The 24069-nt window shown below is 60.3% G+C and carries 16 protein-coding genes; 8 read left to right on the top strand and 8 right to left on the bottom strand.

The genetic code is table 11. The features are described 5' to 3' along the window. Window positions 1–236 precede the first annotated feature (236 nt). From Q6D67_RS15650 to Q6D67_RS15620, 7 genes are all read left to right on the top strand, one after another. Window positions 237–818, top strand: a complete 582-nt coding sequence (locus Q6D67_RS15650; RefSeq protein ID WP_304706604.1) for a nucleotidyltransferase domain-containing protein — start codon at window positions 237–239, stop codon at window positions 816–818. Between the two features lie 505 nt (window positions 819–1323). Next, the gene (locus Q6D67_RS15645) at window positions 1324–2103 is read left to right on the top strand and encodes a type II toxin-antitoxin system HipA family toxin (RefSeq protein WP_304706603.1); all 780 of its coding nucleotides are present in this window, start codon (window positions 1324–1326) and stop codon (window positions 2101–2103) included. A 529-nt stretch (window positions 2104–2632) separates the two neighbouring features. Further along, complete coding sequence (locus Q6D67_RS15640) at window positions 2633–5089, top strand: TonB-dependent receptor plug domain-containing protein (protein ID WP_304706602.1); 2457 nt, start codon at window positions 2633–2635, stop codon at window positions 5087–5089. Between the two features lie 83 nt (window positions 5090–5172). Beyond that, complete coding sequence (locus tag Q6D67_RS15635; RefSeq protein ID WP_304706601.1) at window positions 5173–6498, top strand: hypothetical protein; 1326 nt, start codon at window positions 5173–5175, stop codon at window positions 6496–6498. Next, a complete protein-coding gene (locus Q6D67_RS15630) occupies window positions 6495–8039 on the top strand; it encodes an alkaline phosphatase (protein ID WP_304706600.1) in 1545 nt (514 codons plus the stop codon). Before Q6D67_RS15635 ends, Q6D67_RS15630 begins: the two co-directional genes overlap by 4 nt. Continuing rightward, window positions 8036–9733 (top strand): alkaline phosphatase family protein, encoded by a 1698-nt coding sequence (locus Q6D67_RS15625; RefSeq protein ID WP_304706599.1) that lies wholly within the window; start codon window positions 8036–8038, stop codon window positions 9731–9733. The genes Q6D67_RS15630 and Q6D67_RS15625 overlap by 4 nt, the downstream gene beginning before the upstream one ends. 218 nt (window positions 9734–9951) lie before the next feature. Beyond that, on the top strand, window positions 9952–11379 hold the full coding sequence (locus Q6D67_RS15620; RefSeq protein ID WP_304706598.1) for a hypothetical protein: 1428 nt from the start codon (window positions 9952–9954) through the stop codon (window positions 11377–11379). An 82-nt stretch (window positions 11380–11461) separates the two neighbouring features. On the opposite strand, the gene Q6D67_RS15615 is transcribed toward Q6D67_RS15620, so the two are convergent. The 4 genes from Q6D67_RS15615 to Q6D67_RS15600 all read right to left on the bottom strand — a co-directional run bounded on the left by Q6D67_RS15615 (window position 11462) and on the right by Q6D67_RS15600 (window position 16671). Continuing rightward, the gene (locus Q6D67_RS15615; protein ID WP_304706597.1) at window positions 11462–12100 is read right to left on the bottom strand and encodes a DUF2959 domain-containing protein; all 639 of its coding nucleotides are present in this window, start codon (window positions 12098–12100) and stop codon (window positions 11462–11464) included. Between the two features lie 113 nt (window positions 12101–12213). Further along, window positions 12214–14559 carry a TonB-dependent receptor gene (locus Q6D67_RS15610; protein ID WP_304706596.1) on the bottom strand — a complete coding sequence of 782 codons (2346 nt, stop codon included), beginning with the start codon at window positions 14557–14559 and terminating at the stop codon, window positions 12214–12216. Window positions 14560–14713: 154 nt separating this feature from the next. Next, window positions 14714–15790 carry a hypothetical protein gene (locus Q6D67_RS15605; RefSeq protein WP_304706595.1) on the bottom strand — a complete coding sequence of 359 codons (1077 nt, stop codon included), beginning with the start codon at window positions 15788–15790 and terminating at the stop codon, window positions 14714–14716. Between the two features lie 95 nt (window positions 15791–15885). Beyond that, window positions 15886–16671, bottom strand: a complete 786-nt coding sequence (locus Q6D67_RS15600) for a hypothetical protein (protein ID WP_304706594.1) — start codon at window positions 16669–16671, stop codon at window positions 15886–15888. Here Q6D67_RS15600 and Q6D67_RS15595 point away from each other — a divergent pair. Continuing rightward, the gene (locus tag Q6D67_RS15595) at window positions 16661–17797 is read left to right on the top strand and encodes a hypothetical protein (RefSeq protein ID WP_304706593.1); all 1137 of its coding nucleotides are present in this window, start codon (window positions 16661–16663) and stop codon (window positions 17795–17797) included. The genes Q6D67_RS15600 and Q6D67_RS15595 overlap by 11 nt on opposite strands. Before the next feature lie 7 nt (window positions 17798–17804). Here Q6D67_RS15595 and Q6D67_RS15590 read toward each other — a convergent pair whose 3' ends face one another. The 4 genes from Q6D67_RS15590 to Q6D67_RS15575 all read right to left on the bottom strand — a co-directional run bounded on the left by Q6D67_RS15590 (window position 17805) and on the right by Q6D67_RS15575 (window position 23818). Then, complete coding sequence (locus tag Q6D67_RS15590; RefSeq protein ID WP_304706592.1) at window positions 17805–18443, bottom strand: HEAT repeat domain-containing protein; 639 nt, start codon at window positions 18441–18443, stop codon at window positions 17805–17807. A 272-nt stretch (window positions 18444–18715) separates the two neighbouring features. Next, window positions 18716–20749, bottom strand: a complete 2034-nt coding sequence (locus Q6D67_RS15585; protein ID WP_304706591.1) for a dynamin family protein — start codon at window positions 20747–20749, stop codon at window positions 18716–18718. 80 nt (window positions 20750–20829) lie between these two features. Continuing rightward, the gene (locus tag Q6D67_RS15580) at window positions 20830–22356 is read right to left on the bottom strand and encodes a c-type cytochrome (protein WP_304706590.1); all 1527 of its coding nucleotides are present in this window, start codon (window positions 22354–22356) and stop codon (window positions 20830–20832) included. A gap of 16 nt (window positions 22357–22372) precedes the next feature. Beyond that, window positions 22373–23818, bottom strand: coding sequence for a bifunctional UDP-sugar hydrolase/5'-nucleotidase (locus Q6D67_RS15575; RefSeq protein ID WP_304706589.1), 1446 nt, complete (start codon window positions 23816–23818; stop codon window positions 22373–22375). Window positions 23819–24069: the final 251 nt, after the last annotated feature.

The following is a 24069-nucleotide window of genomic DNA, read 5'->3' as shown; positions in this document are numbered from 1 at the left end:
GGCAATGCGTCGGCGAGGTGTTGCCCATGTACCATGGAAGTGGGGTAGAACCCGTTGACCTGCAGAATCCGCAGTTGTAGGCGCATCTCTACCTGGCTTTCCTGAGCGAACGCCGTGTGAATGAGCCGACATCTGGCGCGACGAAAACTTTTTCCTTGAGCATGCCCATACTGGGCACTATCATGCCCAATATGGGCACTGAAGCGAGCAGGTCTACAAAGGACCAGCCATTAGCTATGGCTGACGCACTCTTTTCCAGGACGCAACAGAGTGTCCTGGGCTTGCTATTCGGACAGCCAACGCAGAGCTTCTATACGAATGAGATCATCAAAAAGTCTGGCGGCGGTTCTGGCGCTGTGCAACGGGAGCTGTCGCGGCTAGTCCGCAGTGGACTCGTTACGGTGGAGCGAATCGGCTCGCAAAAGCACTACCAGGCCAATCCAGAATCGCCTCTCTTCAGGGAGCTATGCTCCATCCTGACCAAGACAGTGGCCCTAGTAGAGCCGCTGAAAGCTGCGCTGGAACCTTTTCTGCCAAAAATCCAACTGGCATTCGTGTTCGGATCGGTGGCGAAAGGCGAGGACATCGCCTCCAGTGATATTGACCTGATGATTATCAGTGATAGCCTTACCTACGCCGACGTAGTTCCGGGCCTGGAGAAGGCATCCGTCGGTATGGTCCGAGCGATACAGCCAACCTTCTACCCACGGGAGGAATTGTGCAAGCGTATCAACACCGAAAATGCATTTGTCAAACGTGTGCTTGCACAACCCAAGATATGGATTATAGGCACGGAAAGTGAGCTCCCGACTAGATAATCTGGCGGGCGCGGGCGGATCGCTTGCAGCGGAGCCCCCTGATTGCGTAAACCGCTGAAGTCTGCCCACACTGGAACGAATGTTTGGACGCCGGGCGAAAGCCTACGAAGCACTCGGCTATTTTGTAGGAGAAGGAGAGGTGTCGACACTGGTGCAGGGAAAGCTTCGGTTCGCCAGTAAGGAATGACGCCGCCGCATAGGTAGTCTTGTCCGTTAAGCGAGGCTGTACCAGAGGTACGCTTCGATAACCCGCTGAAACGATGGCAAATCGCCTTCTCGGCGGCGGACATGTAGTCCCAATCCAATTGATCGCCACTGCCGGACTTTTGCAGGGATCATGTTCTGTACCGAAATCACTCAGCCTCCACACATGGCGCAGCCCGTCCATCCTGGACATACTCAGAAGGCATAACCCGGGTACATATTTACATCAATAATCGATAGCCTTTCCGGGGCCAAGGACGCGCCGAAGCACAAGGATTACCTCCTCCCGCTCATCTTCACCATGCGCCTAGGGCTCGACGACGTCGAGGCCGATATTATCGGCAAGGGCTACGAATACCTGATCCGCAAGGTCGCCGAGGGCGGCGGCTCCTGGATCGTCAAGCTCCCCTCCGAGAAATACGTTGGTATGCCCGAAAACGAATACTCCATGATGGCGCTGGCGCGCAAGATCGGTATGAATGTGCCTGCGCTCGAGTTGATTGATCTCGCAGATATTGGCGGTTTGCCGCGGGATGTGGGGGCGATGGAAGGTAACGCGCTTGCCATCGAGCGCTTTGATCGGTTGAGTGGCGGGAGTTCTGTGCATATTGAAGACTTCGCACAAATCTTTGGTGTCTGTCCGCAGGACAAATACAAGAAGGCGAGCATGGTCAATATTACGACGGTTGTTGTCGCCGAGAGTGATGATACAGATATTCGAGAGTTTGTCCGCCGGCTGGTCTTCAACACGCTGATCGGTAATGCCGACATGCACATCAAGAACTGGTCGGTCTACTATCCGGACAAGCGTACGGCGCGGTTGGCCGCTGCCTATGATTTTGTCTCGACCTTGCCCTACATTGATGACACCGGGGCGGCACTGACGGTCAGTCGCAGCAAGCGCTTTGACGGATTTGATGAAGAGGAACTCGTATATCTCGCCGGGCGGGTCGGACTCGCCAAGGCGTTGGTGTTGGATGTCGCGAAAGAGACTGTGGAACTGTTCCATCAGCACTGGACTGCTGAGAAAAATAATCTACCTCTTTTTGCAGATGTGGTATCTACGATAGCTGCTCGTTAAAGATGTGCTCGCGCCGGTCAAGATTTTAAAGTTTCACATACTTGTTTACATACGCGACGACGGCATCCATGTTGAGGGCGAACAATAGGCGTCGTCTGACCGAGTCCCGGTGCCAGAGGCTGGGGATGTCCAGCTTGTCGCTCTTCAGGAACTTTTCAACAATTTTGGGGTAAACCTTCACCAAAATGTCACAGTAACAGCACAGAAACGTAATGCTCCCCGCATAGAGTGCGTGCGCAGGCGGGAAGCACTTCCTCCCGTCGTCGACGCAAACCTAATCTGTCGCTCTATCCTTCGGATCGGCGGAATCGCGGTATACATTCTACAAGGAGGAATTATCGTGTTTCATAACAGGCATTCTCGCTCGCACCAACTATTTAGTCGAACGCCGCTGTTTCTCGGCATCGCCTGCGTCTGCGCGTCAATGACGTCACTGGCCCAATCTGATGACGAACCGGCCAATGCGAAAGGCAATCGGATCGAGGAAATCATCATTGAGGGACGCCGAGTTACCGAGCAACTTTCGCAAATGGCAATTGACTTCACCCGCTTCGGCACACAAGTGCAGCTGATCGATGCCGAGAAAATCGCTACTGGCGGCTTCACCAACTTCGGCGAACTGGCCGCCGGGCTTATCCGCGGTGCCAACATCGGCTATTCACCAGATGAGGGCGAATTCACCATCCGAATCGATGGCGGTACCGACCGCGATACGCTGCTGCTGGTTGACGGCATGCCTACCTTTGACCGCGGCACGCCACTCGAAAGCATCTGGCCTGCCACCGCCATTGATCCGCGCATGATAGAGAATGTCGAAGTCTACCGCGGCGGCCAGAGCCTGTACTACGGCAGCAACGGCGGCCTTGGGGTCGTCCGGGTCAACTACAAGCAGCCCTATGCCGGAGAACCGGTGAAAGGCGAATTCGGGGTCTATGGTGGCGCCTTCGATACGCGTGAGATGTACGGCAACATTTCCATGCCGCTTTTCGGCGCGGACGAGCATTCGATCATGTTCTTCGGTCGCTCCTACGAGACCAGTGCCCACGAATTGTTTGATCGCGAGGCCCACGTCGACAACGTCATCGCGCTCGGTGGCTTCCATGAATTTCCGTATTCATACAACCTGATCGGCGCCAAGTACCACTGGCAGATCGGCGCTGAGAGCGAGCTGCGTCTGGGCGCACAGTACGCCACGGTGGATTTCCGTGATTCGTTTCCGAATGCCACGATATACCAGCCAAACTACACCGAGTTCCCGATGTACAACCTGGGCTTCAAGACGCGATTCCGCGAAAATACAACGGTTGACGTGGAAGGCTACTACGTCGCGCCCAAACTCTACAACTCCGAGGTGGACGCGCGCGTCTGCAATATCCCGCGGCTGCAGGACCTGAGTCCGGACGTGCAGGCTATCGCCACGCAGCAGGGCATTACCGGCTTCGACACGGCAGAAGAATTCGAGGGCTTCGCCAACGGCATCGACGCGCTGCCCGCGGGTTGCGTGACCAATCCCTTCGGCAGTCGCCCGGGTGCCGCGGTGGCAGCACAGGAAGGTTTTTATGTCGATGACGACGGCAATCCCTATGGCACCTTTGACAACCCGTTCCCCATCGGCAACCCCATCGGCTACGTGATCCAGAGCACTGCCGGTTTCGGCAGTGGAGTACCGACCAAGGGCTTTGGCGACACCGATCAGTTTCGGGCTGGCTATGTTGACCTCGGCCTCAACGCACGTGCACGCACTGACTGGAACGATACCTTTACCACAGTTTTCGGCGTGCAGAACATTACCTACTTCGACGACTCGGACGACGAGTACGGGATGACCGACGAAAAGGTGATCAGCACAGGCGTTTACGGCGATCTGCAGGTTAGCCTGGACTTCCTCAATGGCACAAACTTCTCTGTGGCGGCGCGGCAGGATTTCAATGACCCATACGATGACGAGATGATTTGGAAGTACGGTGTACGCCAGGAACTCCCGGGTGGCTTCTATCTGCGTTCCAATGGCGGAACTTCCTATAGCAACCCGACACTCACCGAGATCGGTGCACGGCAGGGCCGGGTGGTCAACTCGTCGCTGCAGACGCAGGCCGTGGAGACCTACAGCTTCGGTTTCGGTATCAACGGCGATGCGATGGGCGGTACCTACAACATCGAACTCAGTTACTTCGATACCGTAATCGATAACCTGTATGGCGCCGGACCTATCGATCGCGTCTGTCCGGAAGTCGCGGAGTTGAGGGGCGAGTCCGGCAACCTGGTGCAGAATATCCGCAGACCCGGGGATTTCTGCCAGTTCGCGCTGCAGCAGTTTAACGCCGGCGTCTTTGCAGGCAACGAGCTGGTCAGCTTCAACCGCAACCAGTCGCAGGACATTCGGGGCCTCACGCTGGACGCATCGTTCAATATCGACAACTGGGACTTTGATTTCACGTTCAATGACATGGAGTCACTCGAGCCGAACCCGATATTCGGCCTGAACGCCCTGGCCGCGGGAAGCGGCGCGGAACAGGATTTCCTCGTGCCCGGGGCTGCTGGCAACGACCGCGAACGGCAGTCCTCGGAGCGTCCAGAGTGGTCGGCCGCAACCCAGATCAGTTTCCGTCCGAGCGACCGCTGGGTGGTCTCTCTGAACACCCGGATACAGGGCCCCGAGTGGGCCTATGCCGGGGGCGTCAACAGCCGCCTCGTTGACGAGAGCGGCGAGCGCACGAACACTGATCTCAACTTCGGCGATTACGTGGTAGTGAACGGCTCCGTGCAGTACTTCATGGGCGATTCCCAGCAGCATCGTTTCCTGCTGCGCGCCGTGAATATTCTGGATGAGGACTACTACGAGCGGGCCAGCGCCAGCGCAGATCAACGGTTGTCACGCGCAGGTGTGCGCAACGAGATCGGCAGGTTTGATCCCGAGTTTTACTATCAATACGGATGGAACGGCAAGCCGCGCTCCTTCTGGCTGCAGTACGAATACAGTTTCTGAGGTAGGAATCCCGTCAGGCATGTCGATCATTTCGGCATGTCTGACGCCTTCAGTTATTGCCAGATTCAGTCAAGGAGCTACACATGTCACGGTACAAGTCAAAATCATTAAGTTTGTTGGCCATCTCATCAGTTCTGGTTCTCAGCGCGGCGCATGCCGACGAGGCCCGCTGGTGGCGGGGCAACACGCATACACACAGCTGGTGGAGCGACGGCGATGCGCCGCCAGAAACCATCGCCGATTGGTACAAGTCACAGGGATACCAGTTCCTGGTGATCAGCGACCACAACACCATGCAGCGCGGCGAAAAATGGTACCCGGTGGATCAGCCACCGCGACGCCCCGACGCCGTGCGCGCAGCATTTGACCACTACACAGAGCAGTTTGGCGAAGACTGGGTCGAGATCCGCGGCGAGCCCGGTGAACGTGAAGTGCGCCTGAAAACCTTGAACGAGTTCCGGCCGCTGTTCGAAGAGGCGGGACGGTTTCTGTTCATCAACGGCGAAGAAATCACCGACCGCCACGAACATCATCCGGTACACCTCAATGGCGTCAACCTGGTCGATCTTATCGAACCCCAGGGCGGCGACAGTGTGGTCGATACCATCCAGAACAATCTGGACGCGGTAGTCGAGCAGTCGCGCCGCCACGCCCAGCCCATGGTGGTCCACCTCAATCACCCGAACTTTCACTTCGCGGTGACGGCAGAAGATTTCTTTGAGCTGGATTACGAGTCCGGCGACGGTTTTTTTGAGATGTACAACGGCCACTCGAGTGTACACAACAACGGTGACGCAGAGCGCGTCAGCGCTGAGCGGCTCTGGGACATTGTTCTATCCAACCGGCTCGGCACCTACCAGCGCAGCGTCATCTACGGTGTTGCCACAGATGACGCCCACGAGTACAACAACTGGGGCCCCGGATTTACCAATCCTGGCCGCGGCTGGATCATGGTGCGGTCGACACACTTGACCCCGAACAGGATCACGGCAGCCATCCGTCGCGGCGACTTCTACAACAGTACCGGCGTCGAGCTGGACGCACTGGAGATTGACGAAAGCGGGATCCGACTTTCCGTCGACGAGAAACCAGGTGTGAAGTACACGATCGAATTCGTCGGTACTCGCCAGGGCACAGACCTGACGCCTATAGACGGGCCCGAGACTCCCGGCGGTGATACCGACGAGCCTCCGCGTTCTGTTTACAGCTACAGCGAAGAGATAGGCGAAGTACTGGCCCGCATGGACGGTCCGGATGCTCGTTATCGCGTGCGCGGCGACGAACTCTATGTGCGCGCACGGGTAATCTCAAGCCGCGAACACGGCAACCCGTTTGCGCAAGGCGACGTCGAAATGGCGTGGACCCAGCCCATTGTTGTCCGAGGGGACTCTACCGGGGAAAACCAATGATCTCCCGCAGACGTTTTCTTCTTACCAGTGGCTCGGTAGTGCTCGCGACTTCCGCATTTTCAGGGCTGGCAGGTGCGTCCCAGAATTATCCCTTTACCCTCGGCGTTGCATCGGGCAGCCCGTCGCCCGATGGCTGTGTGCTGTGGACGCGCCTGGCGCCGGACCCGCTCAACGGCGGCGGCATGCCGCATGGACCGGTAGAGGTTCGCTACCGGGTCTGCAGCGACGAATTGATGCGACGTACCGTGCGCGACGGCCGCTTCACGACGGATGACAGCGTCGGCCATAGCGTGCATGTCATTCTCGAGGGCCTCGAACCCGGTCGCGAGTACTGGTACCAGTTCTATCTCGGCGACGACGAAAGTCCGGTAGGTCGCACCCGCACCAGCGACCCGCGCGCCCGCGAGATCAAACTCGCCGTCGCCACCTGCCAGTCCTACGAAAGCGGCTTTTACGCAGCCTACGCGGACATGGCCGCCTGGGCTCCCGATTGTGTGATCCACGTCGGCGACTACATTTACGAGGGCGGCATCAGTCCCCTCGGCGAGCGCTCGCGTGAAACCAATGGCAAGACATTCACTTATCGCACCGTGCGCCAGAACAACAGCGCCGAAATCGTAACGCTGTGGGATTACCGCAACCGCTACGCCCTCTATCGCATGGATACTGACCTGCAGGCGGCTCACGCAGCGAGCCCGTGGATTGTCGCGATGGACGATCACGAGGTGGACAACAACTGGGCCGGCTTTACCCCGCAGGACCCCTGGGCACAGACTGAAACCGAGTTTCGCGTGCGGCGTCAGGCCGCGTTCCGCGCCTATTACGAGCACATGCCGCTGCGCGAACCCCCGCAGATCCGCGGCCTGGATTCCAGCCTGTCACTCTACGGCGCCTGGCGCTTCGGCCCGGCTCTGGTGCATCTGCTCGATACCCGGCAGTACCGGTCCGACCAGGTGCCCACCGACCGCATCTCCCCCGCCGCGGCAGCGGCGATGCTGGAGGATCGCAATCGCGGCATGCTGGGCGAGGCGCAGGAGCGCTGGCTGCTGAATTCGCTGCAGCGTAGCGATGCGCCGTTCAACGTGCTGGCACAGCAAACCTGGTTTGCGCCGTTCAATTACAGCGATGACCCTGCGCGTCCGGATTTCAATATGGACCAGTGGGACGGCTATCCGCGCCAGCGGCAGCGCCTTATCGATGCCATGGGCGAGGTGGGCAACGCGGTGGTGCTCAGCGGCGACTGGCACTGCGCCAATGCCTCGACCATCCATCGTGACCCCATCGACGCCACGTCGCCGCAGGTGGGTTGGGAGTTCGCATCGACGTCGATTGCCTCGCACTGTCCCTGGGCAGAGCGGGTGCATACCGCGCAACCCTACAACCCGCACGTCAGCTATACCAATGGCGATCAGCGGGGCTATCTGCGCTGCAGCGTGTCGCAGGACGACTGGCGCACGGAGTACCGGGTTGTGGAGGATCCTTACAGGGCAGACTCCGCCTTGCGCACCGATCACACCTTCAGCACGCGGAATAGTCAATGATGGTGTGCTCGCGAAGTCAGCTGTTTGCGCGTGCACAGGCAGCACTGCTGTCATTGCTGGTCGGGGCTGCAACCCTGGTGCAGGCTCAGGTCCACCCGCGCGATGCGCCCGTGGATCTCGTCCTGCAGATCACGGTGGACATGCTCAAGGGCGAGATGCCCTTCCAGCAGTACCCTCACCTGGACGGCGGCATCCGCTATCTGCTGGACAACGGCGTGGCCTACCGAAACGCCCACTTCCAGCATTCCACAACCTTCACGGCGGTCGGCCACGCGGTGATTGCCACCGGTGCTGCCGCTGCACAACACGGTCTCGCCGGCAATGACTGGGCTGATCGAAGCAGCGGCGACCGCATCTACTGCGTCGCCGACCCGGGCGCCCGACCGCTGATCGATGTGGCCAGCCTGGGCACCTCGCCACGCAACCTCACCGCATCCACCTTTGGCGACGAGATCGTGCTGTCTTCCGGCGAGAAATCGCGGATGTTCAGCGTCAGTGTCAAGGATCGCGGCGCCATCATCCCCGGCGGACGGCTGGGCAAGGCGTTCTGGTACGACAGCGGTTCCGGCCGGTTCCTTAGCAGCGACTGGTATTACGACGCATTGCCCGAATGGGTCACCCGGTTCAACGATTCGGCGCGCAGGGACCGCTATCGCGGCAAGGCATGGTCACTGCAAGATCCGCCCGAGACCTATATCTTCTCGCACCAGGACGCCCGGGAGGCGGAACGCGGCTACGCCGATCTCGGCACCGGCTTCCCGCATTCCTACGATAACCCCAGCGACACCAGATACTATGGTGGCCTGCGCTTCTCGCCTGCCGGCGATGAACTGACCCTGGATTTCGTCCGGGCACTGATTGACAACCAGGCCGTGGGGCAACGCGGGCAAACCGACGTCCTTGCGGTGAGCTTTTCCGCGCTCGACTACGTCGGCCACGCCTTCGGCACCTTCAGCCTCGAGTACGAAGACCAGGTTCGGCAGGTAGACCGCATCATTGGGGAACTGCTGGACTTCATTGACGAGCGCATCGGCCTGAACCGGACGCTGGTGGTGCTGACCAGCGATCACGGTGCGGACGATATCCCCGAGTACCAGTCAGCCCGGGGCCTCGACGCGGGTCGACACGATCCGGCGGGGTTCATACGCAGGGCCAATGCTGCACTGAAGACCCGCTTCGGCATCGACGATGACCTGATCATGGCATTCTGGAACCCGAGCCTCTACCTGCAGCCCGACAAGATGGAAAAACACGAACTGGACTACCCCGAGGTCGAGCACGCGCTGGCCGCTATTTTTCGCGAGGAGAATGGCTTCGCCTACGCCGTGACCCGCACTGATCTGGAATCCGGCAACCTCCCCGACACGCCGCTGATGCAAAAGCTGCAGCGGGCGTTTCATCCGCAGCGCTCGGGCAACGTGCTCGTCATTCAGAACCCGTTCTGGTACCTCTACCCGGACGCCGAAGAGTTTGCGGCCATGCACGGCTCACCTTACGCCTACGATACCCACGTGCCGATTATCGCGGCGGGACCCGGCATCCCGCGCGGGCTCATCGTAGACCGGCCAGTCGCGGTCAGCAGCATTGCGCCGACCCTGACCACCTACGTGGGCGCACGCTTGCCTTCGGGGGCGGATCATCCACCGCTGATCGAGCTGGTGTCCGGGCAACCGCGAGACTCCGATATCCAGTAACGGCTGAGGCGCTGGCACGACGCAGCGGCGTTTGGGGTTCGCCGGAGGATCCGTTTACCAACGTTGTCGATGTCTATATACGGCGACTGCACATGATTGCTTCACCGGAATTACTTCACACATATGTACACCAGGAGACAGAAACAGTGTCGACGGGGGTGATAGCTTGAGCGCGCAAACGAGTTACTGATTTCTTCACAAGCAACGGAGAGCCAGCCATGGCCAGATCAGCTTGCCTTTTATCCGCCGTCTGCAGCATTATCTTCCTTGTCACACCGATGTCACAGGCCGGCTACGAGCCCGCCGAGAAGCTCGGGACTCCGAAGGGCGCCGACACCGGGCACGAGACCTATATTCCGGTGGTCAGCGACCAGGACTTCCAGTCCGTGATGCAAAAGGATCAGAAAGCAAAACCGACCGTGATGGACGCACACCAGAAACTGCTCGAGCGCCGCTACGACCTCAGCGACAAGCCCTCGAAGACGATGATGTCCGGTGGCCGCAAGGCAGTACAAGAGGGCGTGCGCGTCAGATTGCCCGATGGCGTGACCTGGGACGACCTGGCGACCATGTCGCCCGCCGAGATCCAGGACAAGGGCTTGTTCCCGAAGGGCTTCCTGCCCCTGCCCCATGCCAAGCACGCCACCGGCGGCATGGTGTTTCCGGAGAACCAGATCGAGCGAATCACGGAACTGGAGCAGCGTGACCTCAAGCGCTTCGATGTGGAGTTCGACATGCCCGCACACCTGATGCCGGAATTCCCGCCACCTCTCTTTCTCACCACCCGCCCCGATCTCGGTGACGTATCCCAGGGCAAGCTGCTGTCAATCGACAATTACTTCGAGATCATGCACGGCCTGATCACTCCGGTGCAGATGGAAGGCCTGCGGCTGCTGCTTACTCCCTTCCCGCAGCAGCAGTTCAACCAGACCGAGGACCGCAAGGTCATGCGCCCGAGCCTGGGCGTAACCTGCCTGGACTGCCATGCCAATGGCCATACCAACGCGGCCTTCCATCTCAACCCGGATACCCGCCCCCATGCCGCCCGCCTCCGCCTCGACACCGTCAGCCTGCGCGGTATGTTCAACCAGCAGATCCACGGTTCCAAGCGGTCGCTGCGCTCGGTGGAGGATTTTTCGGAGTTCGAACAGCGCACCGCCTATTTCGACGGTGACCATGTGACAGCCGCCAAGAAGGGGGTGCACCTGCCGAATCGGCCCGATCAGGTGGCCATGATGGCCCAGATGCAGAACATGTTGGACTTCCCACCGGCACCCAAGCTCGACGTCCTCGGGCGCCTCGACCCCGACAATGCCACCGAACAGGAGCTGCTGGGCCAGAAAGTGTTCAATGGCAAGGGGCAGTGCGCTGCCTGCCATGCCGCACCGGTGTTCATGGACAACCTTATGCATGATCTCAAGGTGGAGCGCTTCTACAAGCCGCAAATGATCAACGACCAGTTCATTCACGCCGAGGGCCCCATCAAGACCTTCACCCTGCGCGGCATCAAGGACTCCCCACCCTATCTGCACGACGGCCGCCTGCTCACCCTGGAGGACACGGTGGAGTTCTTCAACCTGGTGCTGAGCCTGCAGCTGAACACGGAGGAAAAGGCAGCGCTGACGGCCTATATGCGCACGCTGTGAGAAGCCACGCCAATTCTTTGAGACAACCGCAATGCGTCCCCGGGTTTGGCGCAACCAGGTACGGTGGTTCCGGAAGTCCGAATCAGGCGCCCCGCATACTTTCTATGAAAGCTTGCGATGACGCGATGGAGCGTTGCATGTCGTCGATCAGCGCACGGATATCCCGTTCTATGGTCTCGAATTCAACCCGGATGGCCGACACCGCGCGGGCATTCAGGTTGTGCTTCAGGTAGAGAACGTTGTCCTTGAGCGAGGTCAGTACCGGGTCCATCTTGCGGGTCGATGCCCGCATGGCCTCGATGGTCACCGCGTAACGTTCACGGGTGTCGGACAGCTTGCGCTGGCTGCTCGCCTTGAGCGACGCGCTGCCGTACTCCTCGATTTCGGCTTCCCACTCGTCGAACAGGGCCTCGGCGACGTCTTCCACCGCTTTCACTCGCTCGCGCACGTTCTCCGCCGCCGATTCGGCACGCGTGTAGTTGCGGTCGGTTTCGTTGTAGATCTTTTCGAGGTCACCGCCGTCGTATTCAATCAGAGCGTTGAGCTGTTCCAGCGCTGACTGGAAGGTCTCCTGCGCCTCACCCTGAGCGTCCCTCGAATCCTCCACGCGGTCGACCAGGATATCCCGTTTGTGGATGCCAAATTTCTCCGCCGCGCCGTAGTAGGCGGATTGGCAGGCAGCAAGTGAGAGTACCAGTCCGAAAGCAATAAGGCTGCGCATGATGAATTCCTCGTTTTCGGGATTATGCCGGTATCACCCGGGGCACTGAACCAACTGTGCAATCATTGTAGCTCACCTTCGGGGGCGGTCCGGATTCGATGGCGGTTGCCGGGTCAGAAGGTGATGTTGAAATCAATACCGTAGCTGCGCGGCACATTGTACTGCGCAGTCATGTTGATGACCTCATTGCCGAAGACGTTGATCCCGTCCTCATCCAGCAGGTTCTTGACCCAGAACGACACACTGCTAATTGCAGAGCCCATGGGAATCTCCATCACACCCGCCCGCGCATTAAGCAACCAGTAGGCATCGCGCTGGGACAGACGGTCAGCCTCGGGGAAGCCGCTGGCAAACGCTGTATTCTCGCCATCTGCCAGGTAGCGGCTGTCCAGGCGCATGAACGGGGCGCCACCCAGCATCTGCTGGCCAAAGTCGTATTGCAGCGAGATTCTGGCGTTGAAGTCTGGCGCTCGGATCGGGCGCACATCGTCGGCGACATTCACGCCGTTACGGATATATTCCTTGTACTCGTAATCGTAAGTGCCGAGCGTCGTGTTCAGGGTCAGACCTTCACCGAGGATCGCATCCATTTCGATCTCCAGACCGGTGATCTCCACCTTGCCGGCGTTTTCAAAGCTTTGCTTGCCGTCCTCGAATAGCTGTACCTGCAGGTCCTCATAATCCATGAAGAATACCGCCGCATTCAGACGCAGCCGGTTGTCCAGAAACTGTGACTTCAGGCCGAGTTCATAGTTGGTGATCGACTCCGGGTCATAGGAGATACCGTTCAGGATGCCGCCTGCCACAAACCCGGTGCCTACCTTGGCGTAGGACATCACGTCATCCGCCCAGTTGTAGCTAAGCACAACGGTATAATTGGTTTCACCGTATTCCAGGTTGTACAACCCTTCTGCCAGATTGCCTCCGCCCGAGGAGGCGCTGATGTCGACGAGGTCGATTTCTCGCTCATCCTCGGTGCGGCGTAGACCAAGGGTGATATCCAGTTTCTGTGTGGCATGGAAGGTGCCTTCCGCAAACACTGCCCAGGAGCTGTTGTCCGTATCGGTTGAATTGACCCCACTGCCAAAAATGCCATCCAAAGGCGTGGGAATCACTACCCCGTTGGCTACCGGCTGCAATACACCCAGGACGTTGCGCGCTTCGGCCTTTTCCTGGAAGAAAAATAGCCCACCGACAACGGTATACCGGTCCGTGGTCCAGGTCAGCTGCAACTCTTCACTGAACTGTTCCTGCTCCAGCGCCCGTGCCGTCAGCAGCGTAAACAAGGAGTCGTTGGGACCGGGAGGATTGGCCAGAATGCCGCCCACGTCGCCCTGCAAAAGCGCACCAAGCTGTGCGGCCGTGAACTTCCAGCCGCCGGTGGCGCCAAGATCATAAACCGCCGGGCGTTGATCCATTTCCCGATAGGCAGTGATACTCTTCAGGCTGAGATTGTCGTTGATCTCCCAGTTCAGGGTAATGTTGTGCCCCTGAATCAGCAGGGGCTCTTCACTGGTCGCGGCAGCAACATCTTCCAGCGGCGTGGTGCTCAGGTTGGTAATGCCGCCGTACAGGGGCTGAAACTGGTTGATGCCGGCGACCAGAGGCGCCGTTGCGCCGATGATACCGACCTGCTGAACCGGCGCGCCCACGGTCACACTGTCTGTGTAGTCAAAGCGATAGTCCACAGTAACCGCATCAAAGTCGAGATTTGCCGCCAGCATGAAGGCCTCGACATTCTTGCTGCCCAGGTTCTCGGCATAGGTCAGAACGCCCATTTCCGGATTGCGCAGGCGCAAGTCCAGCGTGCGCCCCGCAATCAGGTTATCGGAGTAGCCGTCGTTCTTGTCATACAGATAGCTGAATTTCAGGCTCAGTGGACCGACCGAGGGCAGGTTCAGGATAGTGCGGAAGCGCTGGGCATTGAAGTTGCCCACCGACACATCCTGCGACAGACCGAACTCGCCGGTAGGTGCTGCGGTGGTGATGCTGATCGCCCCCCCGGTGGCGTTGCGACCGAACAGCGTGCCCTGCGGGCCGCGCAACACCTCAACACGTTCGATGTCGGCCATGTCGAAAATTGAGCCAATGGTTCGACCAATGTAAACACCATCCAGGTAAGTCGCAATCTTCGGGTCCACCTCGGCAGCTGAGACTCCGGACGACACACCCCGGATATTGATCTGGGGAACCGTACCCCGCCCCTGATTCTGGACGTTCAGGTTGGGTGCCAAGTTGCTCAGATCCTCGGTATTGGTCACCCGGAACATGTTGAGGGTCTCGGAGTTCAAGGCGGTCACTGCAATGGGAACGTTCTGCAGGTTCTGCTCGCGCTTTTGCGCCGTGACGATGATTTCCTCCAGCGCGGCGTTGCGCTGGGTGTCTTGCGCAACGACGGCCCCGCTGACCGCGAGTGCAATGGCTGAGGTTAACAGGGGTACTGACGAGAAGTGACGCATGCTGCGGGTCTCCTGGAATTGCAATTGGTTTTATTGATACTTCCAATGTATCGCGGCATCACGTCACTGCGCCACTGCAAACGTCGGCCAGCAGTCATCCTCGGCAGCGGGGTACAAATACATGGTACCCGGGCCTCACTGCATAACCACATCGTCATTTGTTCAGTCCACCCGCACTGCGCGGGCGCCTCAAGCGCAAGGCGCGGGACGGAAAGGCTAGTCCGAACGCCCCTGTCAGCGCCGTCAAAGCGACCAGCAGCGGGTCCCGGATCGCTCTACTGGTCCATCGGACCTCGACAAAGCTCGGATCTGCCCCCGGCCGGTCGACCCTCATTCGCCTGTGTTCAAGCGGTGTATAAGCCACCACGGTGAGACCATGACGCGCAGGCGCGACGAAGCCCGATGCCTCGTTCTCCTCGGCTTTGGCGGGGTCGCAGGGCTTGACGCAGGCCGTTTTCTCTTTTGACCAAGTCTTGATTCGTTCAAGCCAGGTAGTGGTGCGCTCAAAGTTGATGCGGTCACCAGGGTAGAACTGCCCGTCCTCAACCGTGACTGCCGAGGACCGCCCTGGCAGCGTCTCCCGAATCTGATAGCGCCCGGATCGCAGAACGCCTTCCTCACCGGTCGTCGGTAGGCGCCCGAGGGTGAGTGACTTCGCGGAAAACGGCAACACCGGGTGATCTTGCCATGTTTCGGCGTCAATCAGGATGCGACTTCCTGACCCCACCGGCAGTCCTTCTATCTGGAGAGGCGAGTTGGCCGGGGTGAGCGCATCGATGGCTTCGCCCGGGGCGAGGACCTCAATCGCCACACCCTCCGAACTCGACCAGCGCGCCAGGATACGAGCCTCCTTTGGCCAGCGGAACTCGGCAGCTTTGAGCGGATATACCTGGAACGCTTGCGGCGCGCAGGCGGGGTGTCGCAGGCCTCGTGCTTTTCCCCCAGAGCGGCTCCGCACACAGATTACCGCTGCCTTTAGATACCATGTGGAAAATTCGCTGCCGTCAAACACAAACTCTACCGCCCGCGTCTCGACGTCGACAACATAGGACTGTTTGCCCGGCCAGACGTAGCTGCCAATCAACGTAAGAAGCAGCGTTAGCAGACAAACCAGGCCGATCGGCACAGTCCGAATCCGGAGTCTTTGGAGCCAGTTCCAGGAAAGCGCCAGCCGGGCCCCGAGCGGCGGTACAGACGTAGCCGCTTCCCGGTCGGACAGCGCAGGCGTCATGGAGGATGCCTCCTCGTCGACCTGCGCCCCGTCAACAATTTCAGCCGGGGATTTACTCGCCTCCGGCGCGTCCTGGGGGCGCTTTCGACCCTCCGTCATTTCGGTGCCATCTCGATCGAGAACGGGATCGGGTCGTCGGGCAAGCCGCGGCGCAAGCGGTTCAGTTCGATTTTCAGAGGGTTCGAGTCGAACACACTCGTTGGAATCTCGCATTCATGGTCGATGCCCACTCTGTACTCGTGGTCCAACCGGCTGCAATCGATGTACGATTTTCCACCTTCGTCAGTGGGCGAACCTGTGTAGATGAGGTACACCTCATCGGCACCGCGCGCATGGACAAGTACCAAAACCTTGGTGCCTGGCAATTTCGCCTCCTCATTCCAGATTACGGGCGCATACTCGGATGAGGGAGCGTCGCATGCGCCTTTGGTGACGGTGATGCCCAATCGATCCCGCCGCAATGCCTTGAGCAACTTTCCGTGGTCGCTATCAAACTGGAGTCGCAGGAGACCCCCGTCCCAACCGGGAGGCACGCCGTTCTCCTCGCTTTCGGATAGCATGTACTCCGCCCAGGCCTCGTAACGCGCATCCGAACTCAACCAGCGGGCGCAAAATGAATCGCCCTTCCAGCCGGAAGGCACGACGGCGTGCGCACTCGGTGTCACGTCAGCATCACGCGTCACTAGCATTACGCCGGTCACGACCCGGGCAGCCGAGATTTTGGCCGAGTCGCGCAATGTCTCGACAAACTTGTCCTGGTGGGGTCGCAATGCTGGAATGTCGGCTCCAAAGGCCATACCATTGAGCAGGAGTAGAACGGCAGACAGAGTAATTGGATGCATAGGCCCCTCGCACACGGCGAAAGCAGCGATGGCGCTCATCGCTCGCGCTGAATTCTCTGAAAACAGTATAGACGACACCATGACGATCAGATTGCCAACCGCAACCCTCCTGGTGTGCCTGCTGCATCTCCTGCCGGCGCAGGCTGCCTGGGCGGAATCCGTGGCAGTGAATCGCGGCGAGGGACAGGGCTACGTCGTCACCCACCGCAACAACTGTTACCTGATTCTGCCCGATCATGTCCTCGGCCGCAGCCCCACGCTCTCACTGAGTGCGGGCGCACCTTCGGTTGCCGGCGAGGCGCAGGTGTTCCAGCGGTTCCCCGGTATTGACCTGGCGATCGCTTTCGTCCGGGACGACCTGCAGGGACGGTGCAGCACACCATTTCGCAGTCTCCCGCGAAGCTCCGACATATTGCTCGCCACGCAAGGCGAACTCTCACTCGTTCGCGTCGAGGCCAGCGGCATTGTGACGCGCACCCCGGTCATGATCGCCGAAATTCTGTATGAACAGATCGAGGTTCGAACCAATATCTCTGGGAGCGAACTGGGTCGGGGTACGAGTGGCGCGTTCGTCTTCGCTGGTGACGTGCCGGTGGCGATGATGATCGAAGCCCGCAGCGCCGAATTGGGCACTGCGCTGCGCATCGATGCCATTGTCGCACGCATCGGCCGCTTGCTCGACGGTGGTCCGTCGATGGCCGATCCCTCCGTCCGCGAGGGCGCGCCATCGGCACCGTCCGGACCTGGCCACCTGCCGTTCCGGATTACAGCATGTTCGCCGGAGGTTGCCGACCCGACATTCGTTTGCAGTGGATTGGAAACCGGCGCGGGCCCGGTTGTCATGCCAGCAGGGGCTCAGGTGGTGATCGAAGTGGAATTCGAACGCGCCGACCAAAGCAGTTCGGTGATCCGCACCGTGTCATTGACCTCACACGCAGCAGAAACCGAAGAGCAGGCGGTGCCGCGAGCGATCGTGGTTGAAGTGGATTCTTCGTCGGGCGCGCAGCGCCGATGGCGCCATCTGGGCTCGGGCGACATGTCGCCGTTCGGTGAATTCAAAGTTAACCTGGGCACAGGTCAGCTTGCCCGACGTGCGCGGATCCTGATTGTCAGCAGTTGGCAGCCCGACAGACCGCTACGGCTCGATCGCGTCGAATTCGAGTGATCGCCCGTCAATCGAGGAGCGGGATTCTCGCACCGACCGGTTGGCCACTACCCCGGTAGAGCAGGAATCCGCGCAAACTTCCCTCGTCGTCCAGTTTGAATTCTCCTGTGGTGTAGTTCCAATCCGCAAGATGAATACTGTCACCGGTTGGACGCAGCGCACATTGCTTGGTCCGCGCAGCGGCACGGAGCCAACAGACTTCCTTGCTGTCGAACTCTCCGCTGAGAATGAACGGAATCGAACCCTTCCCCTCACTGTCCACCGCGCCTCCGAATGACTGCACTACGCTGACTACTTTGGTGCTGTCGTCGCTCGGAGCGTCGGTTTCCAAACGAAACGCTCCCCCCGCATCAAAGATGGCCCGCACCGCCGCCTGGCGCAATTGATGATCGTCCGAAAACAATCCGAACTCACGGGCCTTGCGAGCGAATTCCGGGTCCCCCGACTTCAGTAGCAGCTCCATCGCGGCAATTCTGCGATTCGGCTCCGGGTGCGAAAGCATCTGCTCCACCCGTTCAAGTTCGCCAACACGGCCGCCGATGCTGGCTTCGATATCGTCGAGCGAAACCTGAGCGTGCACGCCCATGGTCAGCACATACATTGCGCAAGCGCCGACACAGGCAAAAGTGGTCGATACGGCATTCATCTGATCATCCCTCCCAAACCAATGTGCCGTCGGCACACCTCTACGTGCCTGGCACCGTGATCGGAGCGGCATGCGCAGAGAACGTGGTCACAAAGTATGTTCAGGGAAGCATTATTCGGGCCAACACTTTCGTTGGCCCGCAAACACTGACTATTGGCGACTTGGCCAGGTCGTAATTGCCAGTCGCTGTAAAATTTTTCGACACAGCACTCCGGGAACTGAGCCGATCACCTCGGCTCGTCACACAGCCCTGTCAAGGCTGGGGTTCGCCCTCATAGACCCGCGTGTTCCAACTGCGGGGCGTGCTGTTCCTCCAGAGCGTGCACGGTGCCCGACACTTCCTCCGCGAGATCGGAGAGGTGGCGGTATTTTTCCCTCAATTCCTGCAGTTTGGCCATTGTCTGCTTGGTGCGACCCTCCTGGCTGTCCAATTCCTTGCCGAGGTTCGCACAGGCCGCCCGCACCCGCCTGGAGACACCCTCCACATAGGCGGCCACCGCGGACTCGCTCACCTCAAGGGACAACCGTTCCAGCCGTTGCTCCAGCTCCGACACGGCCAACGCCAGAATGGCCTCGTCTGCGTCTTCCCTCAGCCTGCTCCGTTTGGCCTTGGCCGAAACGTTCTGTGCGGGATCCCTGAAAAGTTTTTTGCGCACCATGTCGGCCGAGCGGAACAGAAGCTTGTCCGCGAAACCCCTGCGTACCGGAAATGGATCCAGATCGGGCTCTTGCCCCGCTGTATCCAGGGCCGGCGTAGCACTTTCCTCAAAGGCTTCATCCGCCAGACGGGGCAAGGCGATCCCCAAGACACCAAAGGCCTCCGATTCGGATGGCGAGAGGCAGAATCCTGCGTGGGCGGAGAGGGCGCACTGTGCGAGCCGCCGCTCCTCGTCGGCCAAAAAGCTCTCGCAGGCCCCGTCCATCAGCCCTTGCAAATGGGATTTCAGGTCTGCCAGGCTCTCGTCCGATTCCAGCCAGCCGGAGATTACGGGCGCAGCAGATTCCTTGAACGCCAGGCCGCCGGCGTCGACATTCTCATCGCGCTCCCGCTTCAGCCGCTCCAGGGTTTCCGCCATCCATTCCCCGGGGGCGGTGGCGCTCGCCAATTCCAGCGCTTTTTGCTTGCGGACGATGTCCTCCAGTGCCTTTTGCTGGCGCGACCGTTCCGCGTCGACCACGCTTTCTGAATGCGACGCACAGTGCTGCTTGATTTCCTGGCAGATTTTCCCCGACTGGCGGATGGTGTCGGTCATGAATTCCCGCAGGTAGTCCGTGCTGCCGAGATAATTCATCAGGTCGTTCAGAAACGCGTCAAATGCATCCGGCTCCTCGTCCGCGTCATCAACTGGCGCCAGCGGCTCCACCGGGGCGGCGGAGGCCTGCAACCGCCGCGCGGCAGCGGAGCGCAGGTCAATCGGGTAAAGGTGCAGCCGGCCCGTCTCCGCCGCCCGCCGCAGCGGCGCGCTCATGGTGAGCATTTCAAAGGCCTCGACAATCTTGTCGGGGTCCCGACTCTCCAGGCTGGGAGTGAGACTCCCGTCGGGGCGGAGATCGCTTTTATCCTTGTCAATGTTCACCACCACGAATACCCGGCTGAACTGTTCGAGTAGATCGTTGAAATCGTCGAAAACCTGCTCCAGAAACAGGTTGTCCGTTTTAACCACGAATACGGCGCAGGCCGCGCTGTCGCGGAACTCCCGGGTCATGACGTCGTACCCGAACTTCATTTTGCTGTACAGCCCCGGGGTGTCCACCAGCACGGTACCCGACTCCTTCAGATTTTTCGCCGGCAGTTCAACCTGCACGCGCCGAATGGCGGAGGGCAGGTGCGTCGCCGGGTCAAAGGTCTCGCCGAAATCGTCCATGGCGCGAATACGCTCCGACAGCGTGCGGTGGCTTTGCTCCAGCAAGTCCTTCAACTGGTCAGGGGAATCCAGCTCTTCCCGCTTGCCGCTATAGCGGAACACGGAGTAGGAGGGCGTCTCGCCGTACTTCAGGTACACCATGCAGGGATAGGCCGGCAGGCTGGTCACTTCGCTTACGTAGCCGGCGCTGATCGCGTTGATCAGGGTCGACTTGCCGCTTTTCAACGGCCCGAAAAGGAGGACGTAGGCCTCCTGGCCCTGCACTTTGTTGATCAGCGCCTCGAGCCGGTGAAAAATTTCAGAGAATGAGGAGGTAATGCCTTCCTGATCGAAGGCGGTCTCCACCGCTTCCATCTGGTCCACCGTGTCCCTGAGCAACTGGGAGAGGGGAAACAGGGTTTCGCTGAACTCGTTGCAAAATTCGGATATCTGGCTTTTCATGATTTGGGCATCCGCGGCTTGAGTGTCGGGCGTGGAGCGTTATTACTGTCTCAACTAACAAGGGATATTTCAAATGGAATCTATTCCGGGTCCGTTTTTTCTCCGCCGCTGGCGCCGAGCACTTTGCCCGCGACCTCGCGGCCGTACATCGAATCCCCAGTCGCGTGGAAATTGTCCCGAGTGCCCTGCACGCTGCCGGTGTAACGCGGGTCCTGCGGCCGCTCGTGACTGTTCATATACAGCGCCACGTCCCACGCCTGTTGCTTGGTCAGCGTACCGGGCAGAGCGAGCGGCATGTTGGCCTTGATGAAGGCGGCGGCGTTGCTGATTCGCCCCATGCCGGCACCCCAGTTGAAAGAGTCCGAACCCCAGAGCGCCGGGAACACTGCGTAGCCGCTCTCTGTGCGCTGCCCTGTGCCATCGTCACCGTGGCAAAGCGCACAGTTTTCGGCGTAGACTTTCTCGCCGCGGATGAAGTCGGCACTTTGCGCCGGCGGCTCGAGCGCCGGGTAGCCGCGGCCCGCGATCTTCGGGTCCAGCGGGGCGCCGGACGCAAGCCAGTAGGCGTAGCTCTCCAGCGCCACCAGCTCCGGCGCGCCGAGCGGCGGTGCCCGTCCGTTCATGCTGTACATGAAGCAGCCCTGCAGCCGCTGCTGGAACGTGGCGACGCTTTTGGTCTTGCTGCGGTATGCGGGGTAGCTCACGAACGCGGCCCACATTGGAGACGAGTCCGCCAGCCGTCCGGCGTTGAGGTGGCAACTGACGCAGCGCAGGCTGTTGCCGACATACGTGGGCGCGGCGTGGGGCGTAGCGATGAAAATCTCGCGGCCACGACGGACCACGTCGCCGAACTCGCCCGCCGGCAGCTCGGATTCCGGGGGTGGCTGGAACACTGCGCTCGCGGCCGGCGCAGTGGGGTCAGCGCGCGGTGGGTCGCCTGGCAGGTCACCCGCTGCTGGAGGCGTCGCAGCAGCCGAGTCTGGCGGAGCACTTTCCAGCGCCGCATAGTGATCGGCAACGGCGCGCACCTCGGCCTCGGACAGCTTCTCTGCGATGACGGCCATCAGGCCCAACGGGCCGGGCGGCCGCGCGCCGGTTTGCCACGCCGTCAACTGGTTGGAGAGATAGGTTGCGCTTTGCCCGGTAAGGGGGGGGAAGTCCGGGCCCACGCCGCGCCCGCCGGGGCCGTGACATTGCTCGCACGCGGGCAGCATGTCGGCCCAGCGGCCGCTGGTGGCCAGGCTGGCGCCGGCGGAGGCGGACACCGGTTCTGCTGCAGGAGCCAGTGAAGCCGGTTCTGGCAACGCTGCGTAGTACGCCGAGACCGCAGCGCGGTCGGCATCCGACAGGGCACTGGCGATCGGCATCATCACATCATTGACGCGTGTGCCATCGGCGAACGCATCCAGCTGGCGTTGCAGGTAGGCCGCGCCCAGACTCGCCAGACGTGGAAAGCCGGCCTGTGCCACACCCTCGCCGGCGGGGCCATGACAGGTCTGGCAAGCCGGAGCGGCCTCGACGCCCGTGTTGGCGATCGCCGCGCCATCGGCATGACAGATGCCGCTCAGCATCAATCCCAGGCCGAGTCCGAATACCTTTGATATCATCTTTGCATCCTCATATTCAGACCGCCACCACGCTGCCGCGTCGGCTGCCACGCACCTGGCGGCCGCGTTCGAACAACTGCTGCAGGGACTCGATCGCATCGATGTCGAGCTTCTGCCGCTTGCTGCCGTACTTGCCGGGTACGCCTTGCTCGCCAAGCATTGCGGCGCGGTAGCTGCGGCCCGGCTGGATCGGCGCGCCTTCGATCAGCAGGTCTTCAATGCGATGGCCTTTCGGGTTTTCCATCTTGAAGTACATGTTCAGCCCGCGGCAGCGTTTGACGAAGCCGCCCATCTGGCAGTACGGATCAGGCGAGTAGGTGCGCTCCAGGTTCGCTTCGAGCATCGCCCGCAACTCGTCGCCGGTGAGCTCGACGGTGGAAATCGGTGGCTGGGTGGGCACGATGTTCCACAAATGCTCCATCGTCACCTCGCCCGGCAGGATAGGCGCGCCGTAGCGCCAGCCGTTGGAGAATGCCAGACGGGTACCGGCCGCTGCGGCAATGGCGTCGAGCAGCACGTTGTCCATTGTCGCTTCGAGCGAAGTGGCACGGTCGAGCGGGCTGTGTAACCGTCCGACCACCTGGCCGAGGAAGGCGCGGTGCGGTGCAACGACCTCCTCTACCCGGCTGGCCATATCGGCGTCGGGTTCGATCTGTTCATCGACGCAGATCATTTCGTGTCGCACATCGATGATCTTGCCGCCATTCACTGTGAGGTCGAGCCGGCCCACGAACGAGCCGTGACAACCAGACTGAATGATCGGCGTGTTGCCCACCCAGACGGGGCGGTACAGCCGGTTGTGGGTGTGGCCGCTGATCAGCACATCAATCCCAGCCACCTCGGCGGCGAGCTTGGCGTCCTGTGCGAAGCCCAGGTGAGACAGCACCACCACCAGATCAACCCTGTCGACGCTGCGCAATCTTTCTATATGGGCCGGCAGTTCGGTATTGCCAAGCGTGAAACACACCCCTTCGGAATAGCTCGGCGGCATACTCTTGTCGACGATGTTCGAGGCGATGCCAATGATCCCGATGCGCAAGCCACCGCGCTCGATCACGCGGCTCGGATCGAAGACGAGGTGGTCCGACACCTTGTCAAAAATGTTGATCGCCAGCGGCGGGTGATTCAACCCGGCGGCGAGCTTGTGCACCTGCGCCGGCCCGTAGGCAAACTCCCAGTGCAGCGTCATCGCGTCGAATTCGAGGGCGTTCATCAACGGCAGCAGCGCCTCGCCCCGGGACTGCACGGCGACGAAGGTTCCGTGGAAGGTGTCGCCGTTGTCCAGCGCCAGCACTTCCCCCGTTTGCTCTGCACGCACCTGCTTGAAGATGCTGGCGATGCGCGCCAGACCGCCGCAGGTCCGGTAATTGAACTTGCCGCGGCCGCGAAAGACTTCGGGATGGGGTTCGAGGTAGCCGTGAAGGTCGTTGACCTGCAGGATGGTGAGGCGGCGTTCGCTCATGTTTTCTTCCGATGCGGTGCAGGGAGCAAACCGCAGCTTCGCCTGATTCGCTCCGGCTCTCTGTGCGATGTCGAACTCAGTGAGGTGATGACAGCAGTGCGGCCGCTTTAACCGGACCAGGCCGCTTGAACCCGGAGTACTTCCCCGGGGCCGAAAAATCTCAAGAGTCGCCTTCAGCGGAGCTGGAATCAATAGACTGATCTTTGGGAGTATTACAAGTATCTTGATCCGCTGGATAGGGCTATGCTGCG

Source organism: Haliea sp. E1-2-M8, assembly GCF_030649675.1.
In the GTDB taxonomy this organism is placed as follows: Bacteria; Pseudomonadota; Gammaproteobacteria; order Pseudomonadales; family Halieaceae; genus Haliea.
This window is presented reverse-complemented; position numbering and strand designations above follow the sequence as displayed.

Bases quoted from the DNA above. Each gene is read 5' to 3' on its own strand.
- Q6D67_RS15650 (WP_304706604.1), top strand. From the start codon at position 237: ATGGCTGACGCACTCTTTTCCAGGACGCAACAGAGTGTCCTGGGCTTG.
- Q6D67_RS15645 (WP_304706603.1), top strand. From the start codon at position 1,324: ATGCGCCTAGGGCTCGACGACGTCGAGGCCGATATTATCGGCAAGGGC.
- Q6D67_RS15640 (WP_304706602.1), top strand. From the start codon at position 2,633: ATGGCAATTGACTTCACCCGCTTCGGCACACAAGTGCAGCTGATCGAT.
- Q6D67_RS15635 (WP_304706601.1), top strand. From the start codon at position 5,173: ATGTCACGGTACAAGTCAAAATCATTAAGTTTGTTGGCCATCTCATCA.
- Q6D67_RS15630 (WP_304706600.1), top strand. From the start codon at position 6,495: ATGATCTCCCGCAGACGTTTTCTTCTTACCAGTGGCTCGGTAGTGCTC.
- Q6D67_RS15625 (WP_304706599.1), top strand. From the start codon at position 8,036: ATGATGGTGTGCTCGCGAAGTCAGCTGTTTGCGCGTGCACAGGCAGCA.
- Q6D67_RS15620 (WP_304706598.1), top strand. From the start codon at position 9,952: ATGGCCAGATCAGCTTGCCTTTTATCCGCCGTCTGCAGCATTATCTTC.
- Q6D67_RS15615 (WP_304706597.1), bottom strand. From the start codon at position 12,100: ATGCGCAGCCTTATTGCTTTCGGACTGGTACTCTCACTTGCTGCCTGC.
- Q6D67_RS15610 (WP_304706596.1), bottom strand. From the start codon at position 14,559: ATGCGTCACTTCTCGTCAGTACCCCTGTTAACCTCAGCCATTGCACTC.
- Q6D67_RS15605 (WP_304706595.1), bottom strand. From the start codon at position 15,790: ATGACGCCTGCGCTGTCCGACCGGGAAGCGGCTACGTCTGTACCGCCG.
- Q6D67_RS15595 (WP_304706593.1), top strand. From the start codon at position 16,661: ATGGCGCTCATCGCTCGCGCTGAATTCTCTGAAAACAGTATAGACGAC.
- Q6D67_RS15600 (WP_304706594.1), bottom strand. From the start codon at position 16,671: ATGAGCGCCATCGCTGCTTTCGCCGTGTGCGAGGGGCCTATGCATCCA.
- Q6D67_RS15590 (WP_304706592.1), bottom strand. From the start codon at position 18,443: ATGAATGCCGTATCGACCACTTTTGCCTGTGTCGGCGCTTGCGCAATG.
- Q6D67_RS15585 (WP_304706591.1), bottom strand. From the start codon at position 20,749: ATGAAAAGCCAGATATCCGAATTTTGCAACGAGTTCAGCGAAACCCTG.
- Q6D67_RS15580 (WP_304706590.1), bottom strand. From the start codon at position 22,356: ATGATATCAAAGGTATTCGGACTCGGCCTGGGATTGATGCTGAGCGGC.
- Q6D67_RS15575 (WP_304706589.1), bottom strand. From the start codon at position 23,818: ATGAGCGAACGCCGCCTCACCATCCTGCAGGTCAACGACCTTCACGGC.